This window comes from Roseomonas alba (assembly GCF_019430885.1).
Lineage (GTDB): Bacteria > Pseudomonadota > Alphaproteobacteria > Acetobacterales > Acetobacteraceae > Neoroseomonas > Neoroseomonas alba.
In genome coordinates this window covers 52611-64732 of record NZ_JAHYBZ010000013.1, presented here as the reverse complement: position 1 = coordinate 64732, position 12122 = coordinate 52611, and the positions used below count along the sequence as shown (strand labels likewise).

Sequence of the window (12122 nt, the reverse complement as noted above, 5' to 3'; positions counted from 1 at the left end):
GGCCAGGATACTGTCGTTGGGTGGCAGGGTGGGGGGTGCGGGCCGATACCGATCCAGCGTGAGCGAAAAACGCTCTTTCACGCTGGGCGTCAGTCGACGGGGCGGAATTCTAAGCCAACGTAATGTTCGGGAATGGCGATATGGCCGGCAATGACCTCCCCGGCCAGTGCCGCGATACGGTCCGCGAGGAGGCGCGGCACATCGGCCGCCAGGGCGAGGCGCACCGCCTCGGGGCGTTCGAGCCCGATGCGCGCGTCGCGCCAATCGTCGCGGTGATGCGCGGACAGTGCCGCGGCAATGCACCACCCGTTATCGGCGATGGCGCTCGCCAGGAAGGTCGGGTCTTCCATGGTCCAGTCATGCACGTTGCCGATCGCCCGCGCTCCGTTGCGCCGCAACGCGACCATCGCACCCGGCCGGCCGCCGTCGAGCATGGCGAATTGCAGCACGGCGCCCGCCGCGCATTGCGCCGCGGTCCAGGCTTCGGCGAGCGCCGGGTCGTGCTGGTTGCCGCAGAAGCCCGTGAGGAAGCGCGTCGCCGGCGCCGCATGGGCGAGCCCCGCGGCAAAGGCGGCGCGGCCGCGCAGCCCGGGGGGCACCGGTTCACCGGACAAATGCGCGACCGGCCGCCCTTCCGACCACCACCCCGCCAGCGCGCCGGCCAGGAAGGCGGAGTGTTCCTGCAGTACTTCGAAACAGGCGATGTTCGGCCCGGCGATGCGGCCCTGGGTCACCGCGAAGCGGACGGTCGGGAAATCCGGCGCGACGGCGGCGACGGGAGCCTCGCCCTGGCCGCCATGGGCGATGACCAGCGACGCGCCTGAGGCGGCAGCGCGCAGCACGTCGATGCGCTGCGCGGGATCGGGACACCAAACGGTCTCGACCGCGATGCCGGCGTCCTCGGTCGCGCGCGCCAGCCCGGCGACGCCGGCGGCATTGAAGGCACCGGCGCCGGGGCGGCCGAAGAAGACAGCGCGGATCACTGCGCGGTGATGCCGAGCGACTTCACCAGCCCGCCGATCTCCTGCACGTCCTTGGCGACGAAGCCCTGGAACTCGGCGGGTGTCATCGGGCGATGGGCGATGCCGTGCTCGACCAGGCGCTGGCGCACGGCGTCGGTCTGCATGGCCGCGTTGGTCTCGGCGTTCAGCCGCTCGACAATCGCAGGTGGCAGGCCGGCTGGGCCGGACAGGCCAAGCCAGTTCTCCACCAGCAGGTCGGGCAGGCCGGCCTCGCCGACGGTCGGCACGTCCGGGGCCATGGGCTCGCGCGCGCGGGCGGTCACGGCGAAGGCGCGCAGCCGACCTTCGCGGATGTGCTCGACATTCTGCGGCAATGTATCGAAGGCCATGGGGATGTTGCCGCCGAGCAGATCGGCCTGCATGGGCGAACTGCCGCGATAGGGCACATGGGTCAGCGCCGCGCCGGTCTGCTGTTCGAACAGCGTCCCGGCGATATGCGCGACCGATCCGGCGCCGGAGGAACCATAGCCCGGCGGCGTCCGCTGCGCCTTCACCCACGCGATCAGCCCCTGGAGGTCCGTCGCCGGCACCAGGTTGCGGTTGGCGACGACGACCAGCGGCGTCGCGCCGATATAGGCGATGTGGGTGAAGCCCGTGACCGGGTTGTAGCCGGCATTGGGGTAGATCGGCGGGGAGGAGGTGATCGGCGCCGTGTTCGACAGTAGCAGTGTGGTGCCATCGGCCGGCTGCTGCGCGACATGAAGGGCGCCGAGCGTCCCGCCCGCACCCGGCCGGTTGTCCACCACCACGCGGGCATTCATGCGGGTGGACAGCGCCTCGGCCAGCACCCGGGCGACGATGTCCGAGGACCCGCCGGGCGGGAAGACCACCACAATGCGGATGGGACGGGTCGGCCAGGACTGTGCCCGGGCCGACTGCACGACTATGGGGCAGGCAAGTGCCGCGAGCAGCGGCAGGTGGCGGCGGCGCATGCAGGGTCTCCGTCGTTGCGACGGTGGACCCTGCAAGGCCGGTGCCGCGTCAGGCGCCTTCGCAGCCCTTGGCGCGCAGCGCGTCCACAACCCAGGAACGGTCATAGGTCCGGGCCTCGATCGCCGCCTGGGCCCGCTGTTCCTTGGCATTGTGGGCTTCGGCGAGGGCGATGACCTCGGCGGCATGGGCCAGCGGCACCACGACCACGCCATCCGCATCGGCGACGATCAGGTCGCCCGGCATCACCACCTGGCCGCCGCAGGACACCGGGTAGCCGATCTCGCCCGGCCCGTCCTTGTAGGGGCCGGAGGGTGTCGCGCCGCAGGCCCAGACGCCGATGTCGAGCATCGCCAGCGCCTCGACGTCGCGCACCGCGCCGTCCAGCACGATGCCCTGCACGCCGCGCGTCTGCGCATGGCCGATCATGAGCTCGCCCATCAGCGCGATGGACAGGTCACCGCCGCCATCGCCGACGATGATATCGCCCGGTTCGGCCATATCGCAGGCACGGTGCAGCATCAGGTTGTCGCCTGCGCGGGCACGCACCGGGAAGGCCGGGCCGGCGATGACCTTCTTGCCGCCGAAGGGGCGGAAGCCGCCGCGCATGGTCTGCACGCGGCTCATGACATCGCCAATATTGGCCGCGGGCAGCTTCGCCGCGCGGGCGATGAGCGCGGCGTCGACGCGCTGGGTGACGGGGGCGATGCGGAAGCCGATGGGCATGGTCTCGTAGTCCTGAAATGCAGAGGCACGCAATCCAGCACGCAGGGCGCCGCGCGACAATCCGCGCCCGCGACGGGCCAGGCCTGCAGCGCCGCATGCCCGGTTCGATGATTGACGTGTTCGTCGACCGTTCAGATCATGGAGCTGTCGGAAATGGCCTTCAACGTCACAACCATGTCGTTGTAGTCAAAATCCGATCCCTGATCGTAGGCCAGATCCTCGAAGCCGAAGATGTTGGCACCATAGGTGCGGATATAGGCGTGGCCACCGGCATTGGCTGCGTCGCCAATGACGAAGATCTCGCCGGACTGGGTCAGCAGAACCGGGGCGTAGAAGCCGGTCTCCCCTGCAACCGTCCAGCTATCGGTCCGCGCGAAGTCGCTGCCGCCGATCGTCACGCCATAGCCCGGATCAAGTGCGCCGCGCACCGCGTCGCGGAACGCATCGGTATCGCCATAGGCAATGCCGTCGAGGCTCATCTCTCCGGTGGCCTGATTCAGATCGACGCGGACAAAGCCAAGGGTATTCGCATTGAACGCGCTTCCGGTCAGTTCGACGGCGACCTGCTGCCCATGATCAAGATGGACCAGCGGCAACCCGTACATTCGCTGGGCCGATGCCATCTGCATATCCGCCGACAGCGTGTTGTCGACCTCGGCACGCAGCGCAACGCCGCCGACATCCAGGGAGAACGAACCGTCGCCGTTGTCGCGCATGGTCACCGCCGTCGCGCGTGGCACGTCGCCTTTTCCATCCACCAATGCGAAATGCAGATGCCGATCGGCGGCCAGATAGATGGATTGGAGACCGGCCACGAGTGACGCGCCGTCGTCGCTGCCCACGGTGCCGACCCATCCGAGCACGGCCTCGGCAATGCCGCCGGCCGGCGTGCCATCGGCATTCACCGGATGGCCGTCGGCATCGGTGGCATACAGCGCCACCGCCATGCCCTCGGGCAGGCTGCCCGCGCCGGAGGTGAAGCGGATCCAGTTGCCCCCCGTATCCCCGTCATCGGCCTGCAGCGCCAGCCCCTTTCCATCGGGGCTCGTCGTCAGGGCGAGCTCGCTGAGCTGCACCGTCACCGTCAGCGCGGCGCTCGCCTTGGTCAGCGGCTCCGCATAGTCCGGCGCATTCGGTGCATGAGGCTTGGCGTCATAGGCCGTCATCGTCACATCGTAGGTGCCGTTGCCGAGCTGCTGCGCGGCCAGAGTCTGCCAGCCGCCCGCCAGATCGGCCTTGGCGAATAGCGGCGCAATGGACCCCGATCCGCCCTGGTGGTCGATATGGATCACCGCGACGGACCTGCCCTGCACGAGATTGGTGAAGGTCTCGGTCCAAGTGCTGGTATCGGCCGCATCGTTCAGCCCCGTCCAGCCAAAGGCGAGCAGCCCCGACGAGCTGGTGACGGACAGTGCGACGCCTTCGCCGCCGGCATCGTGGACATCGGCCGTCTGCCCGGCCACGGCGGTGAAGACCCCGCCTTTCAGGGTGCCGGCGACGGGGGCGGTGGCGGTGACCTGACCGTTGAGGAAGGCGCTGCTCGTATTCGCCTGCATCAGCGACAGGTCGAGCGTCGGCGAGACGCCGGTGACCTCGACCGAGAAGGTCAGCAGCCCGCCGCCCGATGCCGCCGTGCCGGCAGTGAGCGTCGCCAGCCCATCGATTCCGAACAGGGAGGGATCGCTGCCGAAATCCGAGAAACGCGGGATGGGATTGGGATCCCCGGTCGTCGGCGCCGGCGTGAAGGTCGTCGTGTAGAGGTTGAACACCTTCTCGAAGCCGCGCGACTTGACGACGATCTGGTACCAGCCGACGCCGCTGTCGGCCATCGGCAGACCGGTGAGCACCAGGCTCTGCGAGGTCTGCCCTGCGCCGCCATTCCCGCTGACGGAATAGCTGCCGTTGGCATAGGCGAAGGTCCAGTTCTGCCACGGCGTAACCCCGGCCCCGCCGAGGGCAACATCCTGCCACTGCGGCTTGTCGTCGTTATAGCCGGTGAGGATACGGATGGAGAGCTCGGCGTCGTCCCGCAACACCAGCGACTGGGCCAGGCTCGCGCCCGGATTGAAGTCCAGGACCACATTGGCGGGATTGTTCTCGTGCCACTGGGCGGCCTCGTACTGGCCCCCGGCGGCGGAACCGGCCACGTAGTCATGGATCACGGGTGGCGTGTAGTCGCCCGCGGGCGGCGCCTCGCTGTCGGCGAAGAGCGTGACCGACAGCGTCGAGATGTTCTGCCCGTTGGCATAGGCCGGCAGTTGCGGCCCGCCCTGCGCGAAGGCGCTCATCAGCGCGTCGGCATACTGCGTGCCGTAGGAATTCGAGTACTGGTAGAAGAGCTGGGCGAAGGGATCCCAGGTCACGGTGACGTCGGCGCCGAGCGTGCTGTTGGTGTTCTGGCCGAAGGCGTAGGACGGATCCCAATTGTAGTTCTTGTTGAGGTCGATGCCCGCCGTCACGGCACTGTTCGGCGATACGCCGCTCGATTGCAGATAGCCCGCCGTCAGACCCAGGGTGAGCTGCTGCAGCACTTGCCCCCAGGCATTGTTGGCGCCGGAGCTCATCTCGCTGCTGCCGGGATAGAGCTCGAAGGGCGTTGTGGAGCCGATCGTCTCGTAGAGTTCCACCTGGCCGAGGGTGGAATAGACGCTGTCTGCCAGGGCATCCGGCGTCAGCTTGATGGCGCCCTGGATCTGGCTGCCTTCGGTCGGCGTCAGCCAGAAGGTGCTGTCCTTCTCGACCCATTCCAGGCGGTAGCTGAAGAAACCGGCATTGCGCCAGATGACCGGCGTGCCGGCGGGCGCCGTGGCCTGCAGATCCCCCGCCCCGTTGAAATAGCCGTTGATGACGATGGGCGTGTCGGGGTGCTTCAGCGCATCGATGTAGTTGGTCCAGTCGCTGGCAGCATAGATCGGGTAGTCGTTGTCCGGCGCCACGGCCATGGCGGGCGAGGCAGCTTCGCGATTCTGCCCGGCCAGGCCACCGCCCGAGAAGGTGGTCACCGCCGGCATGCTGGCCGTCGGGTCGGTTGCCGCGTTGGCGAGCGAGGTGAACAGCGTGCCCGCCGAGACGGAATAGCTCCGCGACCCCGTCTCGGCCGAGAGCGCCATGCCGATGCCGAAGCCCTGGATGGAGGTGAGGTTGGCCGCGTCGCCCGAGCTGCCGGTCAGGCTGACCTCGATGCTGTCGTAGCGGTAGCTGAGGCTTTCGGCATTGCCCCAGGTGATGGCGGACTGGCTCAACGTCGTCGGATCGATGGCGCTGGAGGGATCGTCCAGGCTCTGGATGATGAAGTAGACCTTGCCGCCATAGAGCGTGGTCTGCGTGCTGGTGGTCAGGTCCAGCGTGAAGGACCCGCCGGACTGCACCACGCCGTTGTTGACCAGCGTCAGCGAGGAGATCGGCGTATCGGCGCTGCCGCCCGGCGCCGCGCTGCCATAGAGGATGGCATAGGCCGACACGCCATTGCCGCTGCCGCCCTGGCTGAGCCAGGTCTGCATCGTCGTGCTGAGTGCGATGTCCAGCGTCGTCGCCATCGTCCGAATCACCATCCCGTGCGGCACCGATCCTAGAGTGCGGCGCAATGCTTACCAGGGGGTTGCGCGGTCCTGGCCGGGGCATGACCGCATTGGCAGGCCTGTGGAAACGTTTCACCGTTATCCCAGGCGAACCACCAGGACGCCCGGAGGAAATGGTCTTGAAGCGCATCGGGATCGATGTGGGCGGCACCTTCACGGATGTCGTCCTGATCGAAGAAGACGGCCGCGTGCACACCGCGAAGGTGCCGACGACACCGGCGAACCGCGTCATCGGCGCCATCGCCGGCTTCCGGCGCATCCTGGAGGTGGCGGGCTGCGCGCCCGATGAGATCGGCTTCATCGGCCATGGCTCGACCATGGCGACGAACATGGTCGTCGAGGGCACCGGCGCCCCGACCGCCTTGCTGGCCACACAGGGCTTCCGGGACCTGCTCGAACTGCGTCGCATCGCACGCCATGACCGCGCCGATCTGTATGATCTGCAATTCGACAACCCGAAGCCGCTGGTGCCGCGCCGCTGGCGCTACGAGGTACCGGAACGGCTCGACTGGCGCGGCAATGTTGTCCAGGCGCCGGATGAGGCGGCGCTCGCGGACATCGCCGCGCGCATCGCCCGCAGCGGGGTCGAGGCCGTGGCCATCGCCTTCCTCCACGCCCAGGTGAATCCGGCGCATGAACAGCGTGCGGCCGAGATCCTGCGCGCCGCGCTGCCGAACCTCTTCATCACCTGTTCGCATGAGGTGAACCCGCAGCAGGGCGAGTACGAGCGCACCAGCACCACGGTGATGAACGCCATGCTGGGCCCGGTCTGCGCGCGCTACATCGGCGCCTTCGGCGACGGGCTGGCAGCGGAAGGCTTCCGCGGCGAGCTGCTCTTCATGGGATCGAATGGCGGCCTCGCCGAAGCCGAGACCGTCGCCGCGCGCCCCGTGCTGCTGCTGGAATCCGGCCCGGCCGGGGGCGTCAGCGCGGCGATGCGCCTCGCCGAGGCGACCGGGAGGCAGGACGCCATCCTCGGCGACATGGGCGGCACCACCTTCGATGTCTCGCTGATCCGCGAGGGCCGGCCGGAGCTGCGCACCCAGGCACTACTGCATTCCTATGCCGTGCGCACGCCGAGCATCGACATCGACAGCATCGGCGCCGGCGGCGGGTCCATCGCCTGGGTCGATGCCGGCGGCGGCGTGCGCATCGGCCCGCAGAGCGCCGGCGCCGATCCCGGCCCGGCCTGCTATGGCCGCGGCGGCACACGGCCGACCGTGACGGACTGCAACCTGCTGCTCGGCCACATCGATGCCGAGACCTTCCTCGAAGGCAGCTTCCGCCTCGACCGCGCGGCGGCGGAGGCGGCGGTGGGCGAACATCTCGCGCGGCCGCTCAATCTCGGCGTGCTCGATGCGGCGCAGGCGGTGCGCGCGGTCGCGAATGCGCTGATGGCACAGTCGATGCGCCTGCTGACCGTGGAACGCGGCTACGATCCGCGCGGCTTCGATTATCTCTGCTATGGCGGCGCGGGGCCGGTGCATGCGATCGATCTGGCGCGCGAGCTGGAGATGCCGCGCGTCGTCGTACCGCCCGCGCCGGGCCTATTCAGCGCGCTCGGCATGGTGCTGGCGGATCGGCAGGTGGACCGGCAGGCGGCGGTGGAGCGGACGCTCGACGCCGTGGACGCAGCCTGGCTGGAGGATCGCTACGCCGCGCTCGAAGCCGAGGTCGTCCTGGGTCTGCCACGCGATCCCGGCATTCCGCGCAGCGTCCGGCGCCGGCTCGATTGCCGGTATGCCGGCCAGCCGGATTCGATCCTGATCGACCTGCCCTCCCACGATCCCGCCGCGATCCGCGCGGCCTTCGAGGAAGCGCATCGCCGGTTGTGGAACTTCACCAAGCCGGACCAGCCCGTGCTGTTGAACAACATCCGCGTCGAGGCCCGCGCGGAGACCGGCTGGCGTGGCCCGTTGCGCTTCGCCGAGCCGATCGCGGCACCCGCCCCGTGGCGCCGCCGCCAGGTGGCGATGAAGGGGGTGATGCAGGACCTGCCGGTCTGGCGCCGGCGGGACCTGCCGACGGGCTTCTCGCTGTCCGGCCCTGCGGTGGTCGAGGAAGCGAGCAGCAACCTCGTCCTCGGCCCCGGCGACCGCGCGGAGATCGCGCAGGGGTCGCTCCTCGTCGTCACCCTTGCCCCGGCGGAGGCCGCGTGATGGACATCGTCACCTACGAGATCCTGCGCTCCAGCCTCTATGCCACGGCGCGCGAGATGAAGCTCGCCATGATGCGTACCGCGGGCAGCCCGATCGTGCATTCGGGCGGCGATGCCTCGGCCGCGGTGTTCGACGCGGAGATGCAGCTCGTCGCCCAGGGCAACGACATCCCGACCATGCTCGGTTCGGCGGTGATCTCGACCAAGGCCTCGGTCGAGGCCATCGGGCGCGACCGGCTGCGCCCGGGCGATGTGATCGTCAGCAACGACGTCTATCTCGGCGGTGGCAACCACCAGCCGGACGTGCAGTTCACCCGGCCGGTCTTCGTCGATGACGACATCGTCGCCTTCGTCATGACGCGCGGCCACTGGACCGATATCGGCGGCCAGGTGCCGGGCTCCTACACCACCCTCACCTGGGACGTCTTCGCCGAGGGCATCCGCATCCCGCCGGTGCTGCTCTACCGTGACGACAAGCCGGTCGAGGACCTGATGACGGTGATCCTGCAGAACACGCGGGATCCCTCGGTGCGGCTGCTCGACATCCAGTCGCAATATGCCGGCTGCGTGGTGGGCGACCGGCGCATCGCTGCCATCGCCCGCCGCCACGGCCCCGCGGCACTGGCCGAGGCGATGCGCCGCGCCCTCGATCATTCCGAGCGCCTGATGCGCGAGGCGATCCGCGCCATCCCCGATGGCGTCTATGAGGCGGAGGACGAGCTCGAACCCGTCGCCGGCCCGCCGGGTTGGCCGACCGCGCCGATCCCGCTGCGGGTGAAGGTGACGAAGTCGGGCGATGCCATCCATTTCGACTATGCCGGCACCGGCGCGCAGACGCGCGGCGGCATCAACTGCCCACTCTCGGTCACCTGCAACAGCACCTGGTTCACGGTGAAGGCCATCACCGATGTCAGCATACCGATCAACCAGGGCTGCTACCGGCCGGTAACCATCGCGGCCCCCGAAGGCAGCGTGGTGAACTGCGCCTTCCCGGCCTCGGTGGTGGCGGGCAATACCGAGACCTCGCCACGCATCATCGACCTGCTGTTCCGCGCCCTGGCCCCGGCGGTGCCGGAACGGGTGGTCGGGCAGAGCAATTGCGGGGCCTTCTCCGGCCTGTTCGGCGGCATGGACCCGGACGAGGCGCGCGTCACCGCGACCGGCCGCCGCTATGTCGGCGTGATCGACCCGCATGCCGGCGGCATGGGCGCGCGGGCGACGAAGGACGGCGTGAACGGCGTGCGCGTCTATGTCGGCAATGCCGGCAGCACTTCGGTCGAAATCATCGAGCAGACCTCGCCGCTGACCGTGCAGGAATGGTCGCTGGTCCCGGATACCGGAGGTGCGGGCGAATGGCGCGGTGGCCTCGCCTCCCGCCGCGTCTATCGCGTGGGTTATGAGGAAGCGACCTTCACCGCCTGCGGCGAGCGTGGCATCCACCCGCCGCTCGGCCAGTTCGGCGGCGCGGCGGGGTCCACCTTCCGCTGCGAGGTGCGGCGCGGGGACGATGTGACGCTGGTGCCCGCCAAGGGGCCGCACGAGATCGTCCAGACCGGCGACGTGGTGCTGCTGCAACCCGCCGGCGCCGGCGGCTATGGCGATCCGCTGCGACGCGACCGGCAGCGCCTGCTCGATGACCTGAAGGACGGCTATGTCACGCCGGAGGCGCTGACCCGCGACTACCTGCTCTCGCCGGCCGATGCGGCGAATCTGATGGCGGCCGCCGATGGCTGATACGCTCCCCCTCGCCGGGCGTTTCGCGGTCGAGATCGGCCACAGCCTGGCCGGTCCCTTCGCCGGTGCCATCCTGGCTGATCTCGGTGCCACCGTCCTGAAGGTGGAATCCGCCGGCAAGGGCGACCATGCGCGTGGCTGGGGCCCGCCCTTCATCGAGGGCGCCTCGGCGCTGTTCCACGCCGTCAACCGCGGCAAGCTGAGCGTCACGGCGGATCTGCGCGACCCGACGACGGCGGCGGCGCTGCGGCGGCTGATCCTCGACCGCGCCGACATCCTCTTGCAGAACCTCAAGGTCGGCACGCTGGAGGAGGCCGGGCTCGGCGCGGACTCGCTGCTCGCCGAGAAACCCTCCCTCGTCATCTGCAACATCGGCGCCTTCGGCCGCGTTGGGCCGCGGCGCAGCGATCCGGGCTACGACCCGCTGATCCAGGCCGCCTCCGGCCTGATGGACATGAATGGCCATCCCGGCGCGCCGCCGGCACGGGTGCCGGTCGCGCTGAACGACATCGGCACCGGCATCTGGGGCGCGCTCGGCATCCTGGCCGCGCTGCTGCGGCGGGAACGTGACGGGCGCGGCGGCGTGGTGGACGTGTCGCTCTACGAGACCGCGCTGTCCTGGATGACGGTGCCGATCTCGGACCTGCTCGCGGGTGGCCCCGAGCCCCAGCGCTACGGCTCGGGCGTGTCCAACATCGTGCCCTACCAGACCTTCGCGACGGCGGATGGCACGCTGCTGGTCGCCGCCGGCAACGACCTCCTGTTCGGGCGGCTGTGCCGCGTGCTCGGCCTCGACGCACTGGCCGAGGATCCGCGCTTCGCCACCAACGGCGCGCGCGTCAGCAACCGCGATGCGCTGATCTCGCAGCTCGCCGCCGAGATCGCCCGCCGCCCTGTCGCCACGCTGTCCGAGGAGCTGCGCCGGGCCGGCATCCCCTGCGGCCCGGTGAAGGGCGCGGCCGAGGCGCTGGCCGACCCACAGACCGCCGCCCTCGGCATCATCGCCACCCCGCCTGGCGGCGGGCCGGGCACGGTCGGTCTGCCGGTGTCCTTCGATGGCCAGCGCCCCATGCCCGCCGGCCGGGCGCCACGGCTCGGCGAACACCAGAATTTGCTCGACGAGATCCGGGAGATCTGTTCGTGACCCATGTCCTTGCCGCCCGAAGCTGGGAAACGCTGCGCGTCGAGGAGGCCGAGCCGGGCCTTCTCGTCGTCACGCTGAACCGGCCCGAGCGCGCCAACGCAATGAACACGCCGCTCGGCGAGGAACTGATCGCCCTCTTCGGCGCGCTCGAAGCGGCCCCGCATCTCTGCCACGCGGTGATCCTGACCGGGGCCGGCGAACGCGCCTTCTGCGCCGGCGCCGACCTCGCCGAACGCAACGGCATGGATGACGAGGCCTTCGCCCGCCAGCACTACATGTTCGAGCGCATGATGCGCGCGCTGCTCGCCTGCCCGGTGCCGCTCATCGCCGCGGTGAATGGCGCGGCCTTCGCCGGCGGGCTGGAGCTGATGCTGTCCTGTGACTTCGCCTATGCGGTGGACACGGCGCGCTTCGCCTTCACCGAGGTGACGCGCGGCATCATGCCCGGCGGCGGCGGCACGCAGCATTTGCCGCGCAGCATCGGCGCGCGCCGCGCCAAGGAGATCATCTTCACCGGCGAACCCTTCTCCGCCGCCGAGGCGCTGGACTGGGGCATCGTCAACCGGCTCTGCCCGCCGGGCGAGGTGCTGGGGCTGGCGCTCGCCACCGCAAGGCGCATCGCCGGCAATGCGCCGATCGCCATCCGCCAGGCCAAGAAGGCGATCGACCACGGCCTTCAGGCCGATCTGCGCACCGGCATGCAGCTCGAGATCGAGGCCTACTACCCACTGATCCCCACCGCCGACCGGCGGGAGGGCATCGCCGCCTTCAACGAGAAGAGACCGCCGCGCTTCACCGGGCGCTGAGCGACCGCCACGCGAGACAGGAGG

8 protein-coding genes are annotated in these 12122 nt (G+C 69.6%); 4 read left to right on the top strand and 4 right to left on the bottom strand.

From position 1 onward, the window contains the following. Nucleotides 1-89 precede the first annotated feature (89 nt). From KPL78_RS27630 to KPL78_RS27615, 4 genes are all read right to left on the bottom strand, one after another. Nucleotides 90-983 (bottom strand): BMP family ABC transporter substrate-binding protein, encoded by an 894-nt coding sequence (locus KPL78_RS27630; protein WP_219766506.1) that lies wholly within the window; start codon nucleotides 981-983, stop codon nucleotides 90-92. Continuing rightward, the gene (locus KPL78_RS27625; RefSeq protein ID WP_219766504.1) at nucleotides 980-1954 is read right to left on the bottom strand and encodes a Bug family tripartite tricarboxylate transporter substrate binding protein; all 975 of its coding nucleotides are present in this window, start codon (nucleotides 1952-1954) and stop codon (nucleotides 980-982) included. Before KPL78_RS27625 ends, KPL78_RS27630 begins: the two co-directional genes overlap by 4 nt. 49 nt (nucleotides 1955-2003) lie before the next feature. Continuing rightward, nucleotides 2004-2678, bottom strand: coding sequence for an RraA family protein (locus KPL78_RS27620; protein WP_219766502.1), 675 nt, complete (start codon nucleotides 2676-2678; stop codon nucleotides 2004-2006). A 131-nt stretch (nucleotides 2679-2809) separates the two neighbouring features. Continuing rightward, the gene (locus tag KPL78_RS27615; protein ID WP_219766500.1) at nucleotides 2810-6214 is read right to left on the bottom strand and encodes a DUF4114 domain-containing protein; all 3405 of its coding nucleotides are present in this window, start codon (nucleotides 6212-6214) and stop codon (nucleotides 2810-2812) included. A gap of 161 nt (nucleotides 6215-6375) precedes the next feature. Between KPL78_RS27615 and KPL78_RS27610 the strand changes: the two genes are divergently transcribed. The 4 genes from KPL78_RS27610 to KPL78_RS27595 are packed head-to-tail and all read left to right on the top strand — an operon-like array spanning nucleotide 6376 to nucleotide 12098. Then, a complete protein-coding gene (locus KPL78_RS27610; protein WP_219766498.1) occupies nucleotides 6376-8415 on the top strand; it encodes a hydantoinase/oxoprolinase family protein in 2040 nt (679 codons plus the stop codon). Further along, nucleotides 8415-10148 carry a hydantoinase B/oxoprolinase family protein gene (locus tag KPL78_RS27605; protein WP_219766496.1) on the top strand — a complete coding sequence of 578 codons (1734 nt, stop codon included), beginning with the start codon at nucleotides 8415-8417 and terminating at the stop codon, nucleotides 10146-10148. Before KPL78_RS27610 ends, KPL78_RS27605 begins: the two co-directional genes overlap by 1 nt. Continuing rightward, on the top strand, nucleotides 10141-11292 hold the full coding sequence (locus KPL78_RS27600) for a CaiB/BaiF CoA transferase family protein (RefSeq protein ID WP_219766494.1): 1152 nt from the start codon (nucleotides 10141-10143) through the stop codon (nucleotides 11290-11292). Before KPL78_RS27605 ends, KPL78_RS27600 begins: the two co-directional genes overlap by 8 nt. Beyond that, nucleotides 11289-12098: an enoyl-CoA hydratase-related protein gene (locus tag KPL78_RS27595; protein WP_219766492.1), complete on the top strand. Its 810-nt coding sequence runs from the start codon at nucleotides 11289-11291 to the stop codon at nucleotides 12096-12098. The genes KPL78_RS27600 and KPL78_RS27595 overlap by 4 nt, the downstream gene beginning before the upstream one ends. Nucleotides 12099-12122 lie beyond the last annotated feature (24 nt).

Excerpts from the sequence above, each read along its gene's own strand:
- KPL78_RS27620 (WP_219766502.1), bottom strand. The coding sequence starts at position 2,678 with ATGCCCATCGGCTTCCGCATCGCCCCCGTCACCCAGCGCGTCGACGCC.
- KPL78_RS27600 (WP_219766494.1), top strand. The coding sequence starts at position 10,141 with ATGGCTGATACGCTCCCCCTCGCCGGGCGTTTCGCGGTCGAGATCGGC.
- KPL78_RS27625 (WP_219766504.1), bottom strand. The coding sequence starts at position 1,954 with ATGCGCCGCCGCCACCTGCCGCTGCTCGCGGCACTTGCCTGCCCCATA.
- KPL78_RS27605 (WP_219766496.1), top strand. The coding sequence starts at position 8,415 with ATGGACATCGTCACCTACGAGATCCTGCGCTCCAGCCTCTATGCCACG.
- KPL78_RS27615 (WP_219766500.1), bottom strand. The coding sequence starts at position 6,214 with ATGGCGACGACGCTGGACATCGCACTCAGCACGACGATGCAGACCTGG.